This is a genomic window from Croceicoccus sp., from assembly GCF_983967925.1.
The window spans coordinates 65,081-89,005 of record NZ_CFETID010000016.1; the positions used below are offsets into that span (position 1 = coordinate 65,081).

The 23,925-nt window shown below is 65.9% G+C and carries 25 protein-coding genes and 1 riboswitch; of the genes, 10 read left to right on the top strand and 15 right to left on the bottom strand.

Annotation, left to right across the window (positions count from 1 at the left end; genetic code table 11):
• Position 1 precedes the first annotated feature (1 nt).
• Positions 2-367 carry a hypothetical protein gene (locus AC4FIJ_RS10445; RefSeq protein ID WP_490336663.1) on the bottom strand — a complete coding sequence of 122 codons (366 nt, stop codon included), beginning with the start codon at positions 365-367 and terminating at the stop codon, positions 2-4.
• Positions 357-548 carry a hypothetical protein gene (locus AC4FIJ_RS10450; RefSeq protein ID WP_490336664.1) on the bottom strand — a complete coding sequence of 64 codons (192 nt, stop codon included), beginning with the start codon at positions 546-548 and terminating at the stop codon, positions 357-359. The genes AC4FIJ_RS10445 and AC4FIJ_RS10450 overlap by 11 nt, the downstream gene beginning before the upstream one ends.
• Before the next feature lie 100 nt (positions 549-648).
• Here AC4FIJ_RS10450 and AC4FIJ_RS10455 point away from each other — a divergent pair, with 100 nt between their 5' ends.
• A complete protein-coding gene (locus tag AC4FIJ_RS10455; protein ID WP_490336665.1) occupies positions 649-1,344 on the top strand; it encodes a LexA family transcriptional regulator in 696 nt (231 codons plus the stop codon).
• Here the strand turns inward: AC4FIJ_RS10455 and AC4FIJ_RS10460 are convergent.
• Positions 1,341-2,540: an acyltransferase family protein gene (locus AC4FIJ_RS10460; RefSeq protein ID WP_490336666.1), complete on the bottom strand. Its 1,200-nt coding sequence runs from the start codon at positions 2,538-2,540 to the stop codon at positions 1,341-1,343. The genes AC4FIJ_RS10455 and AC4FIJ_RS10460 overlap by 4 nt on opposite strands.
• Before the next feature lie 147 nt (positions 2,541-2,687).
• Between AC4FIJ_RS10460 and AC4FIJ_RS10465 the strand changes: the two genes are divergently transcribed.
• From AC4FIJ_RS10465 to AC4FIJ_RS10500, 8 genes are all read left to right on the top strand, one after another.
• Positions 2,688-3,332: an MBL fold metallo-hydrolase gene (locus AC4FIJ_RS10465; protein ID WP_490336690.1), complete on the top strand. Its 645-nt coding sequence runs from the start codon at positions 2,688-2,690 to the stop codon at positions 3,330-3,332.
• Positions 3,333-3,401: 69 nt separating this feature from the next.
• Positions 3,402-4,496: a CNNM domain-containing protein gene (locus tag AC4FIJ_RS10470; RefSeq protein WP_490336667.1), complete on the top strand. Its 1,095-nt coding sequence runs from the start codon at positions 3,402-3,404 to the stop codon at positions 4,494-4,496.
• 34 nt (positions 4,497-4,530) lie between these two features.
• Entirely contained in the window at positions 4,531-5,103 is a 573-nt protein-coding gene (locus AC4FIJ_RS10475) for an SRPBCC family protein (RefSeq protein ID WP_490336668.1), read from the top strand.
• Positions 5,104-5,278: 175 nt separating this feature from the next.
• Positions 5,279-5,458: a 50S ribosomal protein L32 gene (rpmF, locus tag AC4FIJ_RS10480; RefSeq protein WP_490336669.1), complete on the top strand. Its 180-nt coding sequence runs from the start codon at positions 5,279-5,281 to the stop codon at positions 5,456-5,458.
• A gap of 24 nt (positions 5,459-5,482) precedes the next feature.
• On the top strand, positions 5,483-6,553 hold the full coding sequence (plsX, locus tag AC4FIJ_RS10485; protein WP_490336670.1) for a phosphate acyltransferase PlsX: 1,071 nt from the start codon (positions 5,483-5,485) through the stop codon (positions 6,551-6,553).
• Positions 6,550-7,566 carry a beta-ketoacyl-ACP synthase III gene (locus AC4FIJ_RS10490; RefSeq protein ID WP_490336671.1) on the top strand — a complete coding sequence of 339 codons (1,017 nt, stop codon included), beginning with the start codon at positions 6,550-6,552 and terminating at the stop codon, positions 7,564-7,566. Before plsX ends, AC4FIJ_RS10490 begins: the two co-directional genes overlap by 4 nt.
• A 210-nt stretch (positions 7,567-7,776) precedes the next feature.
• On the top strand, positions 7,777-8,073 hold the full coding sequence (locus tag AC4FIJ_RS10495; RefSeq protein WP_490336672.1) for an integration host factor subunit alpha: 297 nt from the start codon (positions 7,777-7,779) through the stop codon (positions 8,071-8,073).
• 33 nt (positions 8,074-8,106) lie between these two features.
• Positions 8,107-8,514, top strand: a complete 408-nt coding sequence (locus AC4FIJ_RS10500; RefSeq protein WP_490336673.1) for a MerR family transcriptional regulator — start codon at positions 8,107-8,109, stop codon at positions 8,512-8,514.
• 12 nt (positions 8,515-8,526) lie between these two features.
• Here the strand turns inward: AC4FIJ_RS10500 and AC4FIJ_RS10505 are convergent, their stop codons facing one another.
• From AC4FIJ_RS10505 to AC4FIJ_RS10560, 12 genes are all read right to left on the bottom strand, one after another.
• A complete protein-coding gene (locus tag AC4FIJ_RS10505) occupies positions 8,527-8,931 on the bottom strand; it encodes a VOC family protein (RefSeq protein WP_490336674.1) in 405 nt (134 codons plus the stop codon).
• A gap of 24 nt (positions 8,932-8,955) precedes the next feature.
• A complete protein-coding gene (locus AC4FIJ_RS10510; RefSeq protein WP_490336675.1) occupies positions 8,956-9,315 on the bottom strand; it encodes a response regulator in 360 nt (119 codons plus the stop codon).
• A gap of 9 nt (positions 9,316-9,324) precedes the next feature.
• The gene (locus AC4FIJ_RS10515) at positions 9,325-10,407 is read right to left on the bottom strand and encodes a PAS domain-containing protein (protein WP_490336676.1); all 1,083 of its coding nucleotides are present in this window, start codon (positions 10,405-10,407) and stop codon (positions 9,325-9,327) included.
• A 134-nt stretch (positions 10,408-10,541) separates the two neighbouring features.
• Positions 10,542-11,093, bottom strand: a complete 552-nt coding sequence (locus AC4FIJ_RS10520; RefSeq protein ID WP_490336677.1) for a SixA phosphatase family protein — start codon at positions 11,091-11,093, stop codon at positions 10,542-10,544.
• 31 nt (positions 11,094-11,124) lie between these two features.
• Positions 11,125-13,998: an ATP-dependent DNA helicase gene (locus AC4FIJ_RS10525; RefSeq protein WP_490336678.1), complete on the bottom strand. Its 2,874-nt coding sequence runs from the start codon at positions 13,996-13,998 to the stop codon at positions 11,125-11,127.
• An 86-nt stretch (positions 13,999-14,084) separates the two neighbouring features.
• Positions 14,085-14,714 carry a hypothetical protein gene (locus AC4FIJ_RS10530; protein WP_490336679.1) on the bottom strand — a complete coding sequence of 210 codons (630 nt, stop codon included), beginning with the start codon at positions 14,712-14,714 and terminating at the stop codon, positions 14,085-14,087.
• A gap of 166 nt (positions 14,715-14,880) precedes the next feature.
• Positions 14,881-15,369: a thermonuclease family protein gene (locus AC4FIJ_RS10535; protein ID WP_490336680.1), complete on the bottom strand. Its 489-nt coding sequence runs from the start codon at positions 15,367-15,369 to the stop codon at positions 14,881-14,883.
• A gap of 115 nt (positions 15,370-15,484) precedes the next feature.
• Positions 15,485-16,489, bottom strand: coding sequence for a phytoene/squalene synthase family protein (locus AC4FIJ_RS10540; protein ID WP_490336681.1), 1,005 nt, complete (start codon positions 16,487-16,489; stop codon positions 15,485-15,487).
• Between the two features lie 5 nt (positions 16,490-16,494).
• Positions 16,495-18,003 carry a phytoene desaturase gene (locus tag AC4FIJ_RS10545; RefSeq protein WP_490336682.1) on the bottom strand — a complete coding sequence of 503 codons (1,509 nt, stop codon included), beginning with the start codon at positions 18,001-18,003 and terminating at the stop codon, positions 16,495-16,497.
• Positions 18,000-19,193: a lycopene beta-cyclase CrtY gene (gene crtY / locus AC4FIJ_RS10550; protein ID WP_490336683.1), complete on the bottom strand. Its 1,194-nt coding sequence runs from the start codon at positions 19,191-19,193 to the stop codon at positions 18,000-18,002. The genes AC4FIJ_RS10545 and crtY overlap by 4 nt, the downstream gene beginning before the upstream one ends.
• Positions 19,194-19,359: 166 nt before the next feature.
• The gene (locus tag AC4FIJ_RS10555) at positions 19,360-21,885 is read right to left on the bottom strand and encodes a hypothetical protein (RefSeq protein WP_490336684.1); all 2,526 of its coding nucleotides are present in this window, start codon (positions 21,883-21,885) and stop codon (positions 19,360-19,362) included.
• A 133-nt stretch (positions 21,886-22,018) separates the two neighbouring features.
• Positions 22,019-22,708 carry a DUF6445 family protein gene (locus tag AC4FIJ_RS10560; protein ID WP_490336685.1) on the bottom strand — a complete coding sequence of 230 codons (690 nt, stop codon included), beginning with the start codon at positions 22,706-22,708 and terminating at the stop codon, positions 22,019-22,021.
• 113 nt (positions 22,709-22,821) lie between these two features.
• A riboswitch (TPP riboswitch) is annotated at positions 22,822-22,930 on the top strand.
• 70 nt (positions 22,931-23,000) lie between these two features.
• On the opposite strand from AC4FIJ_RS10560, the gene AC4FIJ_RS10565 reads away from it, so the two are divergent.
• Positions 23,001-23,925 (top strand): phosphomethylpyrimidine synthase ThiC (locus AC4FIJ_RS10565; protein ID WP_490336686.1); only part of this gene is annotated, 925 nt, incomplete at its 3' end.

Sequence of the window (23,925 nt, forward strand, 5' to 3'; positions counted from 1 at the left end):
CTCACTCCTCCAGCAGCAGCAGTTCGACCTCGACCCGCAGCTTGGGTTCGGGCAGCATCTCGTGCTCCACCTTCACAATCTGCGCATCGGCGACCAGCTGGCCGGGAATCGTGAACTCGTGATCGGGCAGGCGGGCCAGCAGCTCCTCGCCCGCGTCGACCGCCCCGCTGCCCGTGAAGCATAGCGACATGGTGTGACGCGACCCGGCGAAAGTAATGCTAGCCCAGGGCATCTCGCGGTGGATCGTCACCGCGCCCAGACCGCCCGCCAGCGCGAGAACAGCTTCCTCCAGACGTTCCGAAGGGGTGCGGCGAGTGGGGCGCGGGGTGCGCAGCGAACGGGTGGAACGGGGGAATTCAGCGCGCATTGGGCATCTCCAGCTTGTATTTGTTCATGAAATGTTCCACGCGTAGGATCATGCGGCGACGGGGTTCGCGGCCATTGCGCAGGTCATGCACCAGCCGCGGGTCACGCGCCGCCATCCGTCCGAACTTGCTGGCAGGCATGCCGGTGCTGCGCAGGAATTTCTCAATTTCACGGATAAGCACTTGGAACTCCCTGTTTCTCGAATCGCCCCGTAGGAACACCTATGAGGTCGCAGGAGAAATCCTACTTGTCTAGGAAAAATCTTTCATGTAGGAATGAGGAATGGTTAATAATCTCACACTCGATCCGGCCCGCGAAAGGCTGATGGATCTCGCCGAGCGGCGGGGCGTCAGCCTCGCCGCCCTGTCCAAGCTGATCGGCAGAAATGCCAGCTATCTTCAGCAGTTTATCCGCAAGGGAAGCCCGCGAAAGCTGGAGGAGACCGACCGCGCCACCCTCGCGCGCTTCTTCGGCGTGGGAGAGGATGAGCTGGGCGCGCCCGAGGTGGAGGATATTTCTCCCACACGTGCAAAACCCGCAGGAAAACTCCCGAATGCGCGGTCGGGCTGGGTCGATGTGCCGCGCCTTGCGCTGGGGGCCTCGGCAGGGCCGGGCGCAGTGGCCGAGGATGATGCACCGGTAGGTCATCTGCGGTTCGCGCAGGGCTGGCTGCGTGAGCTGGGCCTGACGCCGGGCGCGCTATCGGCGTTGAGCGTGGCAGGCGATTCGATGGAGCCGACCCTGCGCGACGGGGACGAGATTTTGGTCGCCCGAGCCGATTCGGACCCGGCGGGGCGGCTGCGCGACGGCATCCACGTGATTCGCCGCGATGGCGTGCTGCAGGTAAAGCGCCTGCAGTTCGGCACGGGGCAGGCGGCGGTGATTTCGGACAACCATGCCTATCCCTCGGACATGGCGGTGCCGCTGAACGAACTGGAGGTGCTGGGCCGCGTGGTCTGGAAGGGGGGCCGCGTCTAGCGGGCCGTTGCGTCTGGCTGGGAGGACGCGACCGGCGTGGGCCGCATCCCGCCATCGAACAGCAGCGCGAGCGGCCTGCTGCGTTCGATCACCAGCCACGCGCCATAGGATATCGCCAGTGTCAGCCCCATCACCGCCAGCGCCTTAATCAGCGGCGGGATCGGCACATATTGCCCGGCGAACACCAGCCCGCAGATCAGCGGCAGGTGGAACAGGTAGATCACGAAACTGGCCGCGGTGAAGCGCTGCACCGAGGGGATCGGCCGGTCGAACAGATGCGCCGCAAGGCTGATCAGCAATTGGGTCATCAGCAGCGCGGCAAACGTCTCGATAAAGCGGAACAGGGCAGGGTGGACCTGCTCCTTGGTGATGATGGCCAATGTCACCGCCACCACCGCAAGCACCGCCGTCAGATGCGAATAGCGCATCACCCGCGCCACCGCCTCGCGGCTGCGCTGAAGGAAGCACCCCATCGCGAACCAGGGCGCATAGATGATCGCCTGGTCAATGCGCAGGATCTGCTGGATCAGATTGGTGTTGAAGCCCCAGATATAGAACGCCTCCACCGCCAGCGCTTCCCACAGGCCGACGATGGTCGCCAGGATCAGCAGCGCCAGCACCATGTGCCGCCCCACCAGCCGGTCCGCCCACCCCGGCAGCCGCGCCTGCGCGAAATCGCGCTTCACCGCCGCCAGCAAGGCGACCGCGCAGCAGAAATACAGCAGCACGACGATGAACCATAAATGCCGCACCCAGTACCCGCCGGATTTCGACGAATTGTCGATCCAGCTCGACACCGCCTGCGCAAAAGGCAGGTTCGAGATTTCGCAGAACCAGTTCATCACCGGCACCAGCACGATGATCGAGGTCAGGAAGGGGATCGCCAGCCGCCGGAACCGCCCCTCAAGCCATGTGCCCGGCGCGCGCCGCGCCAGCAGCATCGCCGCGAAATAGCCCGCGATCAGGAAAAAGGCCGGCATGCGGAACAGGCTGATGAACCGCGCAAGTTCGATAAAGCCGGTCACGCCTTCGCCCGATTTCACGATCCATTGCCGCCCCACCATGTACGACAGCGCCACGTGATAGGGGATTCCCAGCAGCATCAGCAATGCGCGCAGCGTGTCCCAGAAATGCTCGCGCGGGGGGCGGGCGGCAGCGGGCGCAGCGGTGTCCGGCATGGTGTTGGCGCGGTTCATGATGCCTTTCATGGCCGGAATCACTCGCCCGTCAATGGGCGTTGCGGCTGCCCGGTTCCCCGTAGCGGCTTGCATTACGCGCGCGCTCTGGCCATTTCACGACCCATGACCGATGCCCACACCACCGACGCCGCCACCCAGCCCGCCATGCGCGCCGCCATCCTGCCCGTCACCCCTCTTCAGCAGAATTGCTCGCTGATCTGGTGCACGAAGACGATGAAGGGCGCGCTCGTCGATCCCGGCGGCGATCTCGACAAGCTGAAATCGGGCGTCGCCAAATCCGGCGTCACGCTGGAAAAGATCCTGATCACCCACGGCCATCTCGACCATTGCGGAATGGCGGGCGTGCTGGCCAAGGAACTGGACCTGCCGATCGAGGGACCGGAAGAGGCCGACCGCTTCTGGATCGCGCGGCTGGACGACGACGCGGGCCGCTGGGGGGTCGAGGCGCAGGTGTTCGAACCCGACCGCTGGCTGAAGGACGGCGACACGGTGACGGTGGGCGAGCTTGAGCTCGACGTCGTGCATTGCCCCGGCCACACGCCGGGCCATGTCGTTTTCGTCCACCAGCCCAGCCGTTTCGCCTTTGTCGGCGACGTATTGTTCAAGGGCAGCATCGGCCGCACCGATTTCCCGATGAGCGACCACCAGAGCCTGATCGACGCGATCACGCAAAAGCTCTGGCCGCTGGGCGACGACATCACTTTCGTGCCCGGCCACGGCCCCGTCAGCACATTTGGCGCGGAACGACAGTCGAACCCCTTCGTTGCCGACATGGCCCTTAAACAATAGGGCACTCAAGCAATAGGGCACTGAAGCAATAGGGTTTCACGCCAACACCGGGGGGAATAGCTCGACCACATGGCGCTGCTGATCTTTTATATCGCTCTCGCGCTATGCGTGTCCTTTCTGTGCTCGATCCTCGAATCGTCGCTGCTGACTATCACGCCCTCGCAGGTGCGCACGTCGGAAGAGCAGGGCGCGAAATGGGCCGGGCGGCTCAAGCGGCTGAAGGACGATATCGAACGCCCGCTGGCCGCGATCCTGACGCTGAACACCATCGCCCACACCATGGGCGCGGCTGGCGCGGGCGCGCAATATGCCGCGCTCTACGGCAGCGGCGGAGAGGCGGTGTTCGCGGCCATACTGACGCTGGCGATCCTGGTGGTGACCGAAATCATCCCCAAGACTATCGGCGCCCGATATGCTCGTGCGCTGGCCCCATTCTCGGCGTGGATCCTGCCGATCATGATCAAGAGCCTTGCCCCGCTGGTCTGGGCCTCGCGCCAGCTGACCAAGATCATCACCATGGGCCGCGCCGCCGATATCCCGCAGCACCGCGAGGAAATCCTGGCTGTCGCCAGCCTGGGTCAGGCGTCGGGCCAGATCGACAGCAGCGAGGTTCGCTTCATGCAGAACATGCTGCAGCTGAACGCGCTCAAGGTGTCCGACGTGATGACGCCCCGCACGGTGGTGTTCACGCTCAGCCGCAAGACCAATTTGCAGGAAGCCGCCGACCGCATCCGCGAAGTGCCGTTCACCCGCATCCCCGTCTATGCGGAAAACAAGGACGAAATCGCGGGCTTCGTCATCAAGCACGAAGTGCTCTCGCTGCTGCTCGACGGCGGGAAGGGGCAGCACGGCATCGAATCGCTGATCCGCCCGCTGCCGCCCGTGCTAGACGAATCGACGGTCGACCGGCTGTTCCACCGCCTGATCTCGGAACATCACCACATCATGGCGGTGGTGGACGAATACGGCACCTTCCTCGGCCTCGTCACGCTCGAGGATGTGCTGGAGACGATCTTCGGCTTCGAGATCGTGGACGAGCTGGACGAGGTTCCCGACCTGCAGGAATATGCGCGCGAATTGTCGCGGCGCAGGGCCGCCCGCACCGGCTCGCCGCCGAGGCCGCGAGAGCCGCTGGAAGAGGGCGTGAAAAAAGGCATTTCTTAACGCGCTTGCTGCTGTCATGCGTCAATCGGCGGATATGCGGACCCAGGCCGCCGCGGGCGAGGGGAAGCGTGAAATGTTCGGGCTGTTCAAGCGAAAACTGGTGCCCGAAGGCCCGTTCGATTTCGATGATGAAATCCGGATCGAACGACCGGCGGACCATGTCTATCGCCTGCTCGACTGGTCGGACCCGCTCAATGCGCTGGCGGCGCAGGGCCACCGGCTGAGGGTTGGCGACGGACCGGGCGAATGGCGGCTGGTCATGACCGGGCTGGAGGATCACGAATATCTGATTGAGATTGTCGAGACCGAACCGGTGGTCCGATACGTCTTCGATTCCGCGCCAATCCCGATCATAGGCAGGCTGGAACGTGCCCGCGAGACCTATTCGCTCGAACCGATGGGCGGCGATGCCTGCCTGGTCCGGGTGAAGGTGACCGCGCATTTCCTCCCTCGTCTGACGGAGCGGCAATTGGCGCACGAGCAATGGATGATGGGGACGGCATGCCACAATGCCGTCGCGCGCCTCAAGATTCACGCCGAACAGGGGGCGGAGGCCGCGCGTGATGCCGAAATGAACGAATCGAACGGCTACAGGATCGAGGTGTGACCGGCCTCTCGTGCTGACGCGCGTCACAGCCCGGCCTTGCTTTTCGTGTCAGAATCGCTAAAGGGCGCGCCTTCGCCGCAAACTTGCGTCTTGCTCCCGGTGGGCCTTGCCGTCCGCCGCTGCTTGGCCTAGTGCGGCCCGCAAATATTGACCGATTTTTTAAACAGGTGCCGAAATGGCTGTTCCGAAGAGAAAAGTATCCCCGCATCGCCGTGGCAATCGCCGGGCGCACGATGCGCTCAAGCCCGCAGCGTTCCACGAATGCTCGAACTGCGGCGAACTGAAGCGTCCGCACAATCTGTGCGACGCATGCGGCCACTACAACGGCCGTGAAATCATAGCGGTTGGCCTGTAAAAGACCGACTGGCCGGAGAGTAGGATGAGTCTGCCGCGTATCGCCGTCGATGCGATGGGCGGCGACGAGGGCGTGCGCGTGATGGTCGAAGGCGCGGCGCTTGCCCGTCGCCGTCACGATCGTTTCAAGTTCCTGCTGGTCGGGGACGAGACGCGAATCAAGGCCGCCCTCGAAGATCATCCCAACATGCGCGGCGCGTCGGAGATTCTCCACGCGCCCGAAGTCGTCTCCGGCGAGGAAAAGCCCACGCAGGCGCTGCGCCGTGCGCGCAAGACCTCGATGGGCATGGCGATCGACGCGGTCAAGCGCGGCGATGCCGGCGCTGCCGTGTCGGCTGGCAACACCGGCGCGCTGATGGCGATGGCCAAGCTGTCGCTGCGCACCCTGCCGGGGATCGACCGGCCCGCTCTGGCCGCGCTGATGCCCACGCTGGGCGACACCGACATGGTCATGCTCGACCTGGGCGCGAACACCGAATGCGATGCCCGCAACCTGGTGCAGTTCGCGATCATGGGCGCGGCCTATTCGCGCATCGCGACGAACCTGCCCGAACCGCGCGTCCGCCTGCTGAACATCGGGACCGAGGAAACGAAGGGCACCGGCGTATTGCGTGAGGCGTCGGACACGCTGCGCGCGGCGCAGGAACAGCTGGCCTTCAGCTTCGGCGGCTTTACCGAGGCGGACAAGATCAACCGGGGCGAGACCGACGTGGTCGTCACCGACGGATTTTCGGGCAATATCGCGCTGAAAGCGGTCGAGGGCGCGGCGCGTTTCGTGACCGACCTGTTGAAAGAGGCGTTTCAGTCCTCGCTGCGTTCGAAGATCGGCTTCCTCGTCTCGCGCCCCGCGACCGAATTGCTCAAGCACCATCTCGATCCCAACAACCATAATGGTGCGGTCTTCCTCGGCCTCAACGGCGTGGTGGTGAAAAGCCACGGCAGCGCCAATGCGAAGGGCGTGGCCAATGCGGTCGCCGTGACCGCGCGGCTGCTGGAAGAAGACCTGATAGAGCGCATCAAGGCCGACCTTGCCGAAAGCGGTCTGGCCGCCAAGGCACGCACCCGCCGTCCATCGGCCAGCGCGGAAGAGGCATGAACATACCCAAGGGCATGATCCGGCGCAGCTGCGTCATCGGTTCCGGCTCGGCGCTGCCGAAGAGGCGCGTCACCAACGAGGAGCTGGCGAAGACCGTCGACACCAGCGATGAATGGATCCGCGAGCGCACCGGCATCGCCGCGCGCCATATCGCGGGCGAGGGCGAGACGACCGCCACGCTGGCCGCCGATGCCGCGCGCGGGGCGCTGGATGCGGCTGGCCTGACCGCGGCCGATATCTCGCTGATCATCGTGGCGACCGCCACACCCGACCAGACGTTCCCGTCCACCGCCAGCAAGGTGCAGGACCTGCTGGGCGCAAGCGGCGCCTATGCGTTCGATGTCGCGGCGGTGTGCTCGGGCTTTCTCTATGCGATCGCCACGGCGGATGCGCTGCTCAAGACGCCCGCGGGCGCGGCGGCTGGCGGCGTGCACCGCGCGCTGGTCATCGGGGCGGAGACTTTCAGCCGCATCCTCGACTGGGAAGACCGCGGCACCTGCGTTCTGTTCGGCGACGGCGCGGGCGCCATGGTGCTCGAAGCGCGCGACCTCCCCGAGGATCAGGCCGGCACCGCCCCCGGCATCATCGCCAGCCGCCTTCATACCGAGGGCGCGCATAACGAATTGCTCTATGTCGATGGCGGACCGTCCACCACCGGCACCGTCGGCAAGCTGCGGATGAAGGGGCGGGAAGTGTTCCGCCATGCGGTCACCAATCTCGCCGATGTCCTGCGCGAAGTCATGGAAGAAGGCGGCATCGCGGGCGAACAGCTCGACTGGGTGGTGCCGCATCAGGCCAATGTCCGCATCCTAGACGCGACCGCGAAGAAGCTGAACCTGCCGCCCGAAAAGGTGATCAAGACGGTGCACGAGCATGCCAATACATCGGCGGCCAGCGTCCCGCTCGCCTATGATGTGGCGGTCAAGGACGGGCGAATCCAGCCCGGTCAGCTGATCATGCTGGAGGCGATGGGCGGCGGATTCACCTGGGGCGCCTGCCTGCTGAGAAGCTGACAAAAGTGCCATATGTGTTCGAATCCATGCCCCGGACACCCCGAATCGGTCGCGCCCTAGCCAGATCGATGCACCGACTACCCTAAAAACCCCCGTTAAGTGGCTCTACAGTCCCGTTTTCGTTTGGAACGATGCGGCGTGTATGAAATAGTTTGCGAACACGTCTCGGGTCGCCCGCAACCGAGAGGGGGAAACAGGGGAATGTTGGATATGCGATCTGTCGGAACGCTGACCCGTGCCGATCTTGCCGATGTCATTCACCGCAAGGTGGGTCTTAGCCGCGCCGAATCGCTGGACATGGTCGAGAATATTCTGGGTCACATGTGCAATGCGATGGCGGACGGGGAAAATGTGAAGATCTCCGGCTTCGGCACATTTCTGCTTCGCGACAAGGGCGAACGGGTCGGGCGCAATCCCAAGACGGGCGTAGAGGTCCCCATCACCCCGCGCCGGGTGATGACCTTTCGCGCCAGCAAGATGCTGAAGGACAAGGTGAGCGGGCTGTAACGCCGCGCGCCTGCTTCAGGAACGGAGATTATTGTGACCGAAGCCGGCAACCTCTTCGACGACGACAAGCTCTTCGACGATGGAAAGGACGACGCCGCCTTCCGCACGATCGGAGAGGTGTCGAGCGCGCTGGGCATCAAGCCGCATGTGCTGCGCTATTGGGAAGAACAGTTCCCGATGCTGAAACCGGTCAAGCGCAGCGGACAGCGCCGCTATTACCGGCCCGAGGATATCGCGCTGCTGCAGACCATCGACCGGCTGCTCAACCGCGAAGGCTTTACCATCAAGGGCGCAGTGCGGGCGCTGAAATCGGGGCAGACGGGGGAGGAACCCGTTCCCGTGCCTGACGCCGCGCCCGATCCGCGGCTGGACCGCGGCGCACAACCCGAACTGGTGGCAAGGCTGCGGGCCATTCGCGCGACGCTGGCCGAGGCGCTCTAGACCGCTCCCGGCCTAATCAACAACCGGCACGCCCGGCGGGTAATAGGTGATCTCGAAGCGAAAGCCGTCGGGGTCCTTCATGAACAGCGCCGTCGCCCCTTTCAGCATCTGTATATCAGGCACTTCGAACCCGGCGTCCTGCATCCCCTGTCTTATGCCATGGACAGTATCCGCATCGGGCGCGCCAAAGCCGACATGGTTCACCCCCGCGCCATAGCGTTCGTAGGGTGACGTGCCCGGTTTCGCCTGAGCGAATTGCAGAAAGAAGCTGCCATTGCTCCAGATATGGGGCTTGTGCCTGCGAAAGCCCAGCAGCGGCAGCAGCGCGTCATACCACGCCATGCTGCGATCCAGCGACGACACCATGATCGTCAGATGGTCGGGCTGCAGCGGCGCGATTGCCGCCTTCTCCTGCATCAATAAAAATCCTGCGCCAAGGGCTCAGCTCGCCGGCTGGCCGATCAGGTCGATCAGCCGCGCCACCACATCCTCGGCCGGGCGCGGCTTGGGAATGATCGGCGCGTCGATTTCGCGCAGATGCTCGCCCACGCGGTCAAGGTCGCCCGTATGCAGGATAAAGGGAATCCCCTCTTTGGCGAGGCGCGTGGCCGTCGCCTGACAGGTGACGCCCCCGCCAAGGCTGACGTCAAGGATGGCGCCGACGATGTCGCTTTCCTCGATATGGGCAATCGCCTCTTCATTGCCGACCGCGGTCACGGCTTCATAGCCTGCGTCCTCGAACGCATATTGCAGGTCCATGGCGATGAACGGTTCGTCCTCGAGGACAAGGAACAGCTTCATTTGTTAAGATTATCCATTCGTAATCGGGATCAGGATGCGGGCCTTCAACCCGTCATGCTCCCATTCGGTTTCCAGCACGCCGCGCGAATGGCCCAACAGGGTGCGCGCAATGTCGAAACCGGTCCCATTCGATTCGGGAGGGCATTCGATGGCGGGGCCGCCGCGCTCGATCCACTCGATCTCAAGCGAGTTGCGCGAGAACTTGTCCTTCACATGCGCCCACGACACCTCGATCGTGCCGCCGGGGTGCGACAGGGCGCCATATTTGGTCGCATTGGTGGCCAGTTCGTGCAGCGTCAGCCCGATCGCGGAGATTGCATTGGGCTCGGTGCGGATGCCATTGCCCGTAAAGACGAACCGGTCGTTTTCGGGATCATAGGGCGCCAGCACCGCGCGGATCGCCTGCCCGACATGGATCGTGCCTAGCACCGCCTCGTCCAGCGTCGGCTCGTACGAACGGCCCAGCGCCTGCACGCGCTCGTTGATCTTGCGCGCGACATTCTTGGCATCCATCGAACGGCCGGTGATATTCACGATGCCGCCAATCACGGCGAACACGTTCTTCAGCCGGTGCGACACCTCGCGCGCCATCGCCTTGGCGTGGCGTTCGTCGGCGCGGGACTGGTGGATGTCGGTGACGTCCCACTGGCTGCCGAAGAAATATTTCAGCGTCCCCATCTCGTCATAGATCGGGCCAAGGTGCAGCGTGTTCCAGAAGGTCGACCCGTCCTTCCTGTAGTTCAGGATCTCGACCACCACGACTTCCTCGCTGCGGATGGCGTCGCGGATCTTGCCAACCTGCGCCTGGTCGGTGTCGGGCCCCTGCAGAAAGCGGCAATTGCGGCCGATGATCTCTTCGGCGCGATATCCGGTCAGCTGCTGGAACGCCTCGTTGCAAAAGACGATGGGATCGTCCTTCTGGTTCGGATCGGTCAGGCAGACCGCCATGCGGGTCTGCGCCATCGCCTGCTCGAACAGCAGCCCGCTTGCCCCCTCGAACGCGTTCGAGGGCGAATCGGGTGCATAGATCGCGCGGTGGGCCTGGTTCGATGATTTCAGACGTGTGCTGTCATCACTGGCATCCGACGTCACTCGATACTCCATCGTCATATCTGGGGGGCGATCGTTCGGACTTTGACGTTCGCGCCATGCGGGGAAAAATGGACCCATGCACAACAAGGCCGCACGGCTTGTTTGGTTCCTGTGTCCGAAGAGTCCGCCGCAGTCTAGCGCGCATATTCCGGGCCCAGTGCGGGGTCCAGATCGCGCGGCAGGGTCAGGGCCGTCAGCCGGCCCTGCGCACCCGGCAATTCGCTCCAGTCGGCGATATCCAGCTCGATCAGGGCAAAGGCGCCGGTGGGAAACTTGCGCTCGGCAATGGCGCGCAGCTCGTCCGCGGGATCGGCGGGGACCAGTTGCAGCAGCAGCTCCTCCAGCCCCGGATTATGCGCGACCAGCAGGAGCGTGTCGGCATCGCCGCCATGTTCGACCGCGCTGTCGATCAGCTGGTCGGGATCGGCGAGGTACAGCGACTTGAGGTCGACCCGCTCGACCGGCGCGCTGCGGCCCATCGCGTCCAGCACGATGTCGATCGTCTCCTGCGCGCGCACAGCGGCAGAGGCGATCACCCGGCCGAACGGCGGCTGGATGCGGGTCATCGAACGGCCAACGGCGGCGGCGGCGCGGCGGCCCTTGCCGTTCAGCCCGCGATCGTAATCGCGGCCCGATGGCTGGTGCTCCTCGGACTTGGCATGGCGCAGCAGGCCCAGGCGCTTCATGCGCTGTTCCCCGCTGTGGGCGCAGCATCGCTCAACCCTCTGGCTCCTCTTCGAATGTCACCGCTTCGTCAGAGGAAACACGTCCCTGCAATCTTTGTAAAGCGTCATCGAGTGTCAGCCGGTGCACAGGCGTCCCTTGGGGAAAGGCCGACAGCAGGCGCGAGGGGAACGCGGGCGACAGCACGACGAAGCGGCCCCGGTCGTCCTTGCTGCGGATCAGCCGCCCGAACGCCTGCGCGATGCGGGCGCGGACGATGGCATCGTCATAGGCCTGCCGGTTCGCATCGAACTGCTCCATATGCGCGGCGCGGCGCGCGCGGTGCAGGATCGAGGGCTTGGCCCAGGGCACCTGCTCCATCACCACCAGCCGCAGCGAATCGCCCGGCACGTCCACCCCGTCGCGCAAGGCATCGGTGCCCAAGAGCGAGGCGCGCGGATCGTCGCGGAAGATATCGACCAGTGTGCCGGTGTCGATCGGATCGACATGCTGCGCGTAGAGCGGCAGCCCGCCGCGCGCCAGCCGGTCGGCGATCCGCGCATGCACCGCGCGCAGGCGCCGGATCGCGGTGAACAGACCCAGCACGCCGCCCTGCGAAGCCTCTATCAGGCGGCCATAGGCGGCGGCCAACGCGCCGATATCGCCGCGCGGCACATCGGTCACGATCAGCACCTCGGCCTGGCTGGCATAATCGAACGGGCTGGCAGCCTCGGCCAGCTTTGGGGACAGCCCCAGATGCCCCGCGCCCGAGCGGGCCACCGCACGCGCCCAGTCGGGCTCGCGGCCCTCGTTTGCTTCCGCCCCATCGCCGCGGGAAGGGGCCGACCGGTCGCACAGGGTCGCGCTGGTCTGCATCACCCCGTGCGCGGGTTCCAGCACGGTGGCGGCAAAGGGCTTCATCGGGTCCAGCCAGCGGCGGTGCAGGCCGATGTCGAACTCGCGCGCTTCGGCGCGGTCGACCGCCAGCCAGTCGACGAAATCGGGATCGGCGGGGCCTCCCATTCGCGCCAGCAGCGCTTCCCACGCGGACAGGCTGTCGATCCGCCACGACATCGCATGGCGCGCGCCCTCGATCCGCTGACGGGTCTGGCCGTCCATCCAGTCGGGCGCATCCTCGCCGCTGGCGATCAGCGCGTCGAGCCGCGCCATCAGCTTCATCAGCGGCTGGCGCAACCGGGCCAGCGCATCGCGCGCTTCGCCCGCCGCCTCAAGGAATGGCCCGTCGAGATCGGCGGCCTCGGTCTCGATCCCGTATCCTGCTTCGCCGCTGCCGCTTTCGTCGCGGGCATGGGTCAGGCGGCGGACATGGGAGAGCAATATCTCGATCGCGCCCATCGGCTCGCCCTCGGCAATGCGGGCCAGCCAGCCGTCGGCGGGTAGCAGCATCGCGGCATCGCGCGCGTCGGATATGGCCTTGCCCGCCGCCTCGTCATAGCTCGCCACATCGGCCAGCCGCGCCGACAGCCCGCGCCGCCGCCCGCTGCGCGCCTGTCCCGCCTTCGTCTCCGGCCCCAGCACCCAGCGCCGCATCTCGATCGCCTCGGCCCCCGACAATTGCGCGGCGAAGGTCGAATCGGCTGCGTCGAACAGATGATGCCCCTCGTCGAACACGATGCGCGCAGGGCGGGCATTGGCGCCTTCGTCCCTGTGCTGCGCCCGTGCTGCATGCACCATGACCAGGGCATGATTGGCGATGACCAGATCGGCATGCGCCGAATCGCGCGCCGCGCGTTCGATGAAGCAGCGCTTGAAATGCGGGCACCCGGCATAGATGCACTCGCCGCGCCGGTCGGTCAGAGCCGCCAGCCCGCGCTTGCGGAACAAGGTGGGCAGCCAGCCGGGAAGGTCCCCGCCGACCATGTCGCCATCCTCGGTAAAGGCCGCCCAGCGCGCCACCAGCTGCGCAAAGATCGCGGGCCGCCCGGTAAAGCCGCCGCCTTGCAATGCATCCTCAAGGTTCAGCAGGCACAGGTAATTGTCGCGCCCCTTGCGCACGACGACGGCGGGCGTCTCGCGCGTCGCCGCGTCATTCGGCCCGGACTCCGGCCACGCGCGGCGGCTCTCGCGGCGCAATTGGCGTTGCAGCGCCTTGGTATAGGTCGACACCCATACCGTTCCGCCCGATTGCTGCGACCACAGCGAGGCGGGGGCCAGATAGCCCAAAGTCTTGCCGACCCCCGTGCCCGCCTCGGCCAGCAGCATGTTGGGCTGGCCCCGCTCGCGGCGCGGTTCGAACACATGGGCGGCGGCGCGGGCATAGTCGCGCTGACCCTCGCGCCTTTCGGAGCCGTGACCGGTCAGCGCGTCCAGCCGGTCCGCCACCGCGCCGCCGTCCAGCACGGTATGCGCGGGCTGCGGGCGGGCAGGGCGCTCCTCCCATTCGGGCAGTTTCGAAAACACCCAGCGTTCGGCGCGTTCGGGCCGCTTCACATGCGGCAGCAGCAATTGCGCCCAGGGCCAGCGATGCCGCACCAGCGATTGCAGCACGCTCCACGCGCCCTCGCGCTCGGCCCAATCGCCCGCCTCACCCGGATTTCCTTCACAACGCGCAAACAGCGCGGCGGCGGCGCGGGCCAGCAGCAGCGGCACCTCGTCCTCGCTGGCGGGTTCGGGCAGGTTCAGCGCATGGGCCAGCCCGCGCGGCGTCGGCACCATGAAGCGCGCCGGATGGACGAAGGCGAACAGTTCCAGCAGGTCCAGCCCCGATAGCTCGGGATAGCCGAGGCGGCTGGCGACCAGCGGCGCGTTCAGCATCAGCAGCGGGGTTTCCGCCGCCGCCATGATCGCCTCGCCCCGCGAAAGCCCGCGCACCTTTCCATCGGGCGCGGCCAGCCAGCAACCCGAATGGCTGGCATGCAGCGCGGGAAGCGTCAGCGCCTGAATGTCGGTCGAATGGCTCTCGGGCATGGCCCGCAAGATAGGAAGCGCGGCACGAAAAGGGAACGGCTACGCGCCCCCTATTCCCCGTCAATCGCGTAGGGGGCCCGGCGGCTTCAGGCGACTTGCATGCCCACGCCGGGCGCGGAACCGGTCACTTCGCAGCAATCGCAGCGCTCGACGCTCAGCGTGACGAGCGCGGTCAATTGCGCATCGATGCGCTCGCCATGCTTGGGCTCCAGCGTGCGGCGCACCAGCCGCGATACGACCGATGGCGCATCCTTGCCCGCCTCGTCCTTGCGGTGGACAAAGCCCGATACGTGCATCCACTGGTGCATCAGATGGGCGGCATAGTTCACCGGATCGTCCACCATCATGCAGCGTTCCAGAAACCAGCGCGCGCTGAAGATTGGCAGCGTGCCGATGCGCGTCGCGCCGATCACGCCGCGTCCCGCGGTCGCGTCGGGCAGGTCTGCAATCTCTATCGACAGGTTCAGCGCATGATCGCCGCAATGGCCGGATTCGCGGCCCTGCACGATGCGGTCCCACACGCCGCCGCCGTTAAGCTCGCGTATCGTGCCGTGGCGTCCCTGCCAGCTTGCGCTGGAATATTCGGCCTGCCTGACCGACCCGCCGAAACCGGGGGCCTGCACGGCCTCTCTCAGCAGGGCGACGGACTCGCGGATGAATTCGATTTCGGCGGGCGAAGCGCCGATGGCGTCATGTAGGATTACCGATACGGTCATACAGGCTCCAACGCAGGCCTTGAAAATTGTTTCCGGACCGAGTGGCAGCAACGATCCTGTGCTGCCATGCTTAGGCCCGATCCGCGAATATCGGCTTAACGCGGGGTTCGGGAAATATTCATGTCGGCGGCGTTCCCGATCAGGACAATTTCTTCATTGCCGCGCGTCAGCACCAATTCCCCTTGTAGCCGCGCCAGCGCTCGGCCAGCCCCTCGTCAATCAGTATCTCGCCAAGGCTCTGCCCGCCGCGCGTGACCCGCCGTAGCAGGCGGCCATAGCGGTCGGTATCTTCCGGCCCCGATTCCAGAGAGAACGGCCCTGCGTTCAGCAATTCGGTCAGCCGCGCGGTCGCCTGCTTGCCCAGCGCATATTCGCGGTCGCAACCGGGCGATGACGTTTCGGGCGTATTGATGTCGAGGATGCGGATCTTGTCGCCCGCCAGCCAGAACGTGTCGCCATCGACCACGCAGTTGACGCGGCTTGGCCCGTCGCAGCTGGTAAATCGTGCCGACAGCGTATCGCTGGCCGATGCTTGCGGGGCGGCCAGTTTTTCCGGCGCATCGGGTTCGAGGATATCGCCGCCAAAACGCAGGGTGACGCCCATCCCGATCAGGAAGACGGAGGCGGCAAGGACGATGAAACCGGTGGTGCGCATGGGAGAAGGGGACTTTGACTTGCATCGCGGGGAACGACGGAACGGGATAATTTTGCCCCGCCTGTCACGCAGCTCTGCGGCGCGAAAGGGTTTCCTTAAACTCATGAACAGCGATTTACGCCGCCAGAATTAAAGTCCGGTTTCGCGTCGCCCTTTCGCGCAAATCGGCCAGCGTAAAGCGCCGATGACCGGCCGCCTCGGCGCATTCCTCCGCCTCGGGGCGCAGCGACGCGGCCCATGACTGCGCCAGCCAGCCCAGCTTTTCCAGCTTCGTCGTATGCGCGCGGTGGTCCCATGCGTGGGTGCCCGCCGCCTCGACCTTGCGGGCGATGCCGCCGTATATGCCGGTCGCGGCCAGCACGGCCCAGCGGTGCCGGAACCGCAGCCGCGCCGCGCCGATCCGGGCCGAAGCCTCATGCGCGCGGGCGATGGCGCAGGCCTCGCCGACCAGTTCGACCAGCTGATTGCGGTACATCGGCTTCATGTGCTGGCCGGGCGGAATATCGGCCTCGACCAGCCATTCGACGGGAAGATAGCAGCGCCCCGCCGCGTCATCCTCCCACACGTCGCGCACGATATTGGCCAGCTGGAATGCCAGGCCCAGATCGCAGGCGCGCTCCAGCGTATCCTCGTCATCGGGCGACACGCCCATCACCAGCGCCATCATCACGCCGACCGCGCCCGCGACGTGATAGCAATATTCCATCATGTCGCCCTCGCTGCGGGGGCGCCAGTCGGCGGCGTCGAGCACGAAGCCCGCGATCACGTCGTCGCAGTGCTGTTGCGTGATGCCGCATTCGCGCGCGACCAGCCCCAGCCCGTCGAACGAGGGATCGCCCGTCGGCTGTCCCGCCAGTGCCTGCGCGGTGCGGCTGCGCAGCAGGGCGACGCGTTCCTTCGCGCCTTCCTGCGATCCCAGTTCGCCTCCCATGTCCTGCGCATCGGCCAGATCATCGCAGGCGCGGCACCATGCATAGAGCAGCCAGACCTTTTCGCGCGTTTCGCGGTCGAACAGGCGGCTGGCGGCGGAAAAGCTTTTCGACCCCTTGCCGATCGCGCGCTGGGCATGCGCGACCAGTTCGGTGCGAGACAGGCCGCCGTGCGAATAATCGGCAGGCATGAAAATCAGCGCCGCGCCAGATCGGTCAGCATCAGCCGCGCCGTCGCCCGCGCGCTGCCGACGACGCCGGGAATGCCCGCGCCCGGATGCGTGCCCGCGCCGGTGAAATACAGGTTCGTGATCTCGTCGTCGCGGTTGTGCGTGCGGAAGAACGCGCTCTGCGTCAGGATTGGCTCAAGGCTGAACGCGCTGCCCAGATGGGCGTTGAGGTCGTGGGTGAAGTCGAACGGCGTATAGTGGAACTTGGTCACGATCCGGTCGTGCAGATCGGGGATCAGGCGCTTGGCCACCTCGTCCAGAATGCGCTTTTCCAGATCCTCTCCGGCCGCGTTCCAGTCCACCGGCAGCTTGCCGCGATGCGCGACGGGGACCAGCGCATAGAAAGTCGAATGACCCTCGGGCGCCATGCCGTCGTCGCTGGCGCTGGGATGGTGCAGATAGACCGAGAAGTCGCGCGGCAGCACGCCATGCTTGTAGATGTCGTCGAGCAGCCCCTTATAGCGCGGGCCGAACATGATCATGTGGTGCGGAATGTCGGGGAAGGTGCCCTTCACGCCGAAATGCACCACAAACAGGCTGGGCGAATACCGCTTCTTGGTCAGCTTCGACGCCACCTGCGGCCCGCGCCGGTTGCCGGTCAGCAGGTCGCGGTAGCTGTGCATCACGTCGGCATTGCTGGCGACCGCGTCGAAATTCTCATGCCAGCCGCTGGCGCAGGTGATGCCGGTGGCCTTGTTGCCCGCGGTCTCGATCGCGACGACCGGATCGCCCAGCCGGACGGTGCCGCCCAGCCTTTCGAAATGCTTCACCATCCCCGCGACCAGCCGGTTGGTGCCGCCCTTGGCCCACCACACGCCGCCGTCCTTCTCCAGCTTGTGGATCAGCGCATAGATCGAACTGGTCGACATCGGATTGCCGCCCACCAGCAGCGTATGAAAGCTCAGCGCCTCGCGCAGCTTCTCGTCCGAGATGAAGCTGGACACCATCGAATAGACCGACCGCCACGCTTGGTACTTGGCCAGCGCGGGCGCGGCCTTCAGCATCGACTTGAAGTCGAGGAACGGCACATGGCCCAGCTTCACATAGCCTTCGCGCCACACGCCTTCGGAATATTGCAGGAATTCCTCGTAGCCCGCGAGGTCGTCGGGGTTCAGCTTCGCGATCTCGCGCGCCAGTTTCGCATTGTCGTTCGAATAGTCGAAATTGGTCCCGTCCTCCCAGTTGAGGCGGTAGAACGGCGTCACCGGGACCAGCTCGACATCCTCGTCCATGTCGTGATCGGTCAGCTTCCACAATGCGCGCAGGCAATCGGGATCGGTGATGACGGTGGGTCCGGCATCGAAGGTGAAACCGTCGCGCTCCCAGAAATAGGCGCGGCCGCCGGGCTTGTCGCGCCCTTCGATCAGCGTGGTTTCTATGCCCGAGGCCTGAAGCCGGATCGCCAGTGCAAGCCCGCCGAACCCGGCGCCGATGACGGCGGCGGGACGCGGTCGGGATTTCGTTTCGGAAGTCATCGATTATCCTTGAGGAAGGGCGGAACGGAAACGCCCGCAAGCACCATGGCCGCTTTCGTTAGGGGAACAGGCGGGCGGCCCGCAAGCACGCGCGCCATGTCGGCAGGCGTGCTGCCGCCTGCATAGAAACGCTCTATCAGCCCCTCGTCGAGGCGGTAGAAACGCTGCAGCACGCGATATCGCTCGCCCGGCTGGGCGGCGCTGAACAGCAGGGCCGCCAGCAGGCGATAGAACCGCCCGCCCCGCCAATGTTCCTGCGCATACGCGCGCGAGGCGGCGGCGATGGCGGTGCCGTCCAGATCGGGCAGGGCCGCGATATGCGCGGCAAAGCGCACCGCATCGGGCAGGGAATAGCTGGTCAGCGGCTGGAACAACCCGGCGCGCACGCCCGCCAGCGCGACACCCGGCGGATGGCCGCGCCACAGCGCATCGAAATCGCCGCCGGTGACGACGGGCAGCACGCCCGTCTCCTCGCGCGAGATGTCCGTCACCTGCCAGCCGTGCGCCGCCGCATAATCCGCGATCCGCCCCGCCATCGCATCGCGGTCGAGCGCAGGGGCGTCGGCGTAATAGGTATCCTCGACGAACAAAGTGGTGGGCCCGAACGGCAGCACATAGACGAAGCGATATCCGTCATGCTGCTCTACGCTGGCATCCATCACCACCGGCCGGGTCAGCCCGTGCGGCTGTGCAAGCTCCAGCATCTGGCCGGTGAATTTCTGCCACCCGCCCTTGAGCACGCCCATGTGCGAAGGCCCGATCCCGCGCGCGTCGATCACCGCGCGTGCCGCGATCCGCGTGCCGCCCTTAAGGTCCAGCCCGGCGGCATCCAGCGCGGCCACCGGGGCGCCCGTCATCACCGCGCCATCGGGCAGCGCCGCATCGACCGCCTGCGCCAGCCGTTCCGAGGTGATCGAGCGGTAGGACGTCGGCAGCGTCCGGCGATATTCGGGAAAGGCAACCTCATAGCCCGCATCCCAGCGCGCCGCGATCAGCGGCTCGACCAGTGGGCGGTCGGCGGGGGCGATGTCGGTGGCGAAGAACGACCAGACGTGATGCCCGCCGATGGCCGGCCCGCCCTCGACCAGCGCGACCGAGACGTCGGGCCGCCGCGCCCGCAGGGCCAGCGCGATCATCGCTCCCGAAAGCCCGCCGCCGGCGATGGCGATGTCGAATTGCTGCGTACCCATTGACCGCCTGCCTACAGGCAGATCGCGCCGCCAGCCATAGCGAACTGGCCGTCGGAGCGATTGCCCTTAGGAACGGGTAGACGTTTCCGGCCTGCAAGGGGCCGGAAAAGCCGCCAGAACCCTCCGACCTGCCCGACCCGCCGACCTGCCCGAACCCGCCGACGCGTCAGAATCCAAACGTCGCCGCCACGCGCCCGCCGACCTGCTTGCTGCCGGTGTCGCCGGTGACGCCCGCCGAGACATACACCCCGTCGTTGACCCGGCCCGCAAGCGAACCGGCAAAGCCCTGCTGGCCGCCCCATGTCGCCGCCGAGACGGTCATCGACACCGACTTGCCCGGCACGATCGCGGTGCCGCCCAGCGCCATCGCCGCCGCGACCCCGCCGCTCGACCGTTCGTCCAGCTCGTCGAGGTTGAATTCCAGCGCATCGACCCGGCCGTCCAGCACGTCGACCCGTCCGGTCAGCGCCTCGAACTGCGCGTCGCTGACCGCCGCGACATATTGCATCTGGCTCGCCAGCGAAGCGACCTGCTGCCCCGATGCGAGGGCCCCGCCGCGGCCCAGCGTGCCGGTCTCGTCCACCGTCACGCTGTAAAGCGGCCCCGCCTGCGCCGCCGTGCTGGCATTGATGTCGCCGACCTTCACCGAAGACCCCGCGCCGCCCAGCGCCACCTGGTTGCCCGCGGTCGTCTTCGCCTCGTAACCCACGGCAGTGGAATTGTTGTACGCCGCCGAGGCCGAGGTCCCGATCGCCGTCGCCGCCTGACCGCTGGCCACGGCCTGCGTGCCGATCGCCGTCGCCCGCCCGCTGGAGGCATTGGCCTCATAACCGATCGCCGTGGCCAGCACCCCGGCAGCCGAAGTCCTGACACCCGCCGCAAAGGAATCGCGACCGCTGGCGCGCGTCAGCGTCCCGATGGCGGCAGAACGAAGCCCGGTCGCCTGCGCATTGAAACCCTGCGCCGCGGCATAGTCGGCTGCGGCATAGGCTCCGTTGCCGACGGCTGAACTTGATCTGCCTGCGGCAACCGCTTGATGTCCCGAAGCAGAGGCGGATGCAGCGGTCGCCTTGGCGCCAACACCCAGTGCCAAGGCGTTAGAGGCTTGGGAGATGCTATCCCTACCAACTGCGATCGAATTGAGATGCACTGCCTTTGCGTCCGCCCCGATGGCAGTGGCGTAGCCACTGTCAGCCGTTGCGCCATAGCCTGCGGCAAGCGCGAACGCCCCCTGCGCAAGGCTCATCGCGCCGAAGGCCGATGCCGTGTCGGAAGCAGAAGCCGCGCTGCCGATTGCCGTTGAAAATTGCGAGGATGCTGCGGCGGAGGACCCGAGCGCCACACCGTTGGGGCCTGCGGTCGCGCGCCGCCCTATCGCGATGCTATCGTCGTTCTGCGCCACGGAATAGGACCCTATGGCAATCGAGCCTGCTCCGGCCGCGTCGGATGAGTATCCGATTGCTGTCGCATGGTCGGCCGGGTCATCCGAATAATAGGGGGTCCTGGCATTGGCCTGTCCGCCGATCGCGATTGCGCCGGGTCCGAACGCATAGCTTTCCGTACCGAAAGCAAGGGCGTCGTCCCCGCTGGACCACGCGCCGGTACCTACGGCCACGCCCCGGTCACCCTCCGAATAGGAACTCCCGATCGCGATACCGGAATCCGCCTCGACCGCCGCCTGGAAACCGATGGCGACGGCCTGTTTATTGGCGGCATATGCCTGATGACCCATAGCCACGGACGATGCTGCGTCTGACACGGATCCGGCACCGAGCGCGATCGACCCGCCCCCTTGCGCCGAGGCCAGTTCGCCCAGGGCGATCGCATCCTCGCCCCCTGCCGTGGCACCGGCCCCTGCCGAATTGACGTCGAGATAGGTCAGGACTTGGCCGACGGTCGGATCGGCACTGCCGGTGGCGATGGCGTTTTCCAGCTGCTGCAAGGTCACAGCATCGGTCGCATCCACGCCGTCGGCAAGATTGGAAATTCGCCGCTTGATGGTGCTGCTGCCGACCGAAACGGTGAAATCAGTCAATGTGACCGAGCCGGTGCCGAGTGCAACGCTGTGCTGTGAGTAGGAGGTGGATCCGGCCCCGATCGCGACCGACCCATTTTGCAGGGCGTCCGCCCCCGCGCCGAGCGCTATCGACATGTCGCCGCTGGCATTGGACCGGCTTGTCCTGATCGATGCGCCGCTGTCGTCATAAAAGCCGCCAATCGCGATGGCGGCCTCTCCGCTGCTCGAACTGAAGCCTATAGCGACGCCGTATCGATCTGCGCTTCCACTGCCGATCGCGACGCCCGAAGACCCTGCAACGATGCCCCTGCCGATCGCAACCGAGCTGCTTCCGTTGGACTTGGCGGCACTGCCGATTGAAATGCTGTTCGAATAAACCGCCTGGGCTCCAGCGCCGACCGCAACGGACCGCGATCCCCCCGCATCGGCGCCGTCGCCGACGGCAGCAGACTGGTAACCGGCTGTAGAGCCGTTGCCAACCGCGGTGCCTTCGAAACCGGCGACTGCGCCCGCACCGCATTCCAGCCCGTCGTCGGCGGTGCCCGATATGCCGTCAGTGCCAGGACTCGCATTACACTCCGGCGTCTCATCCGCCGCCGCCATTCCCGGCGAAAGCGCACAACACGCAGCGATGGCGAGCGCGGACGCGCCCGTCAGACGAGTGACGATGAACATGGATGTACCCCCGTGCAACCGGGGCCGTCCCGACGACCCCCCCTTCGTCTGGCTAATCCGGCAACAGGCTGCTTACAATCGAAACTTTCGTGCTAGACCCTTTGGGCGCAGCCCCCGCATTCGCGGCCGGGGATCAGCGTCCCTGAAAGAACATATTGATCGTAAGCCTGCCTTGGCGGGGATCGTCCGACAGCGCCGCCGGGTCCGGGATCACGCCCGAATGCAGCACCTGTCCGCGATAGAGGATCAGCCGGTCGGGCCGCGCCTCTACCTCGTGCAGCATTTCATAGGCGTCGCTGTCGCCGTGGCAATATCGCGGCGGCGGCGGGCCGTACTCGCGTGCATCCTCCTTCAGCGCGGCGGCGAAGGCATCCATGCGTTCTGGCGTGATCGACTCGAACCCCGTGCGGCGGTGGCGGTAGAACGCGGTGCCGCCGCTTTGCGGACCGCAGAGGTAATGCATCAATGCGATAAGCCCGGGGCCGCCGTGATCGTGATGCGGCACGCGCTGGTCGGGCGAGAGATCGCCGGGCGCCCGCGTCACCAGCGAAAAGGCGGCCGCCTCGCAGTGCAGGGAGCGCTGCAGGCCGAACGCGCGGTGCATCACATCGACCAGCAGGTCGCGCCGCAGGTCAAGATAGGCGGGGTCCGCGGGTGCGCGCAGTCCCGGATAATAGGCGCCCGCCGGGGCATAATGCGCCGCCGCGCCCGCTTCGCGCAGGGCGGCAAGCTGGCCGCTGAAATCGTCGATGACGACCAGCGGCTGGCCTTCGCGGCCAAGGCGGCGCAGCTCGACTCTGGCTTTCGGGCGGGGCGTGGACATCGAATGCGGGGTGGCGAATGCGCGCGGCGCTGTCAAACCATCGGCTCCGCCGCACATCGCCCCTGCTAAACATCTCCTTTGCTGGACAGGGCGCAAGCGAGTGCGTAGAGTCGTTGCATACCCCGGGGAGCCTGCTGTGGCTGAGAGGTGGGCGTAGCGGCCCGCGACCCGTTGAACCTGAACCCGTTAGCACGGGCGGAGGGAAGGGCGTTCATGCGGACCAATCCCGCGCTCTCCCCTTCCTCCGCAAAAAAGAGGGCCAACCGCGCCCCATCGAGGAAGGAAGCTTTCAATGGCGGACATCAACAGCAAGCTGGAAATCGGCGTCACCACCGGCCCCATTCGCGGATCGAAGAAGGTGCATGTGGCTGCGAAATCGGGCAGCGGCGTGCGCGTCGCCATGCGCGAGATTTCGCTGGAAGGCGGCGAGGACCCGGTCCGCGTCTATGACACCAGCGGGCCCTATACCGACACGAACGCTACCATCGACATTCAGGCGGGCCTGCCGCAACTGCGCCGCGACTGGATCATGGGCCGCGGCGATGTCGAGGAATATGACGCGCGCGAGATCAAGCCCGAGGACAATGGCCAATTGGGCCCCGACCGCAGCGGCGGCGTGCCCCCGTTCCCCAAGGTGGTGAAGCGCCCGCTGCGCGCCAAGGCGGGCCAGAACGTCAGCCAGATGCACTATGCGCGGCAGGGCATCATCACCCCCGAAATGGAATATGTGGCCGAGCGCGAGAATCTGGGCCGCGAATACATCCGCCGCGAGATCGAGGGCAATTCGTGGGGCGCGGCGATCCCCGAATATGTCACTCCCGAATTCGTGCGTGACGAGGTTGCGCGCGGCCGCGCGATCATCCCCAACAACATCAACCATCCCGAGACCGAGCCGATGGCGATCGGTCGCAATTTCCTCGTCAAGATCAACGCCAATATCGGCAATAGCGCCGTGGCGTCCGACGTGGCGAGCGAAGTCGACAAGATGGTCTGGTCGATCCGCTGGGGCGCGGACACCGTCATGGACCTGTCGACGGGCCGCAACATCCACGACACGCGCGAATGGATCATCCGCAACTCGCCCGTGCCGATCGGCACCGTGCCGATCTATCAGGCGCTGGAAAAGGTCGGCGGCATCGCCGAAGAGCTGACGTGGGACGTCTTCCGCGACACGCTGATCGAACAGGCCGAGCAGGGCGTCGACTATTTCACCATCC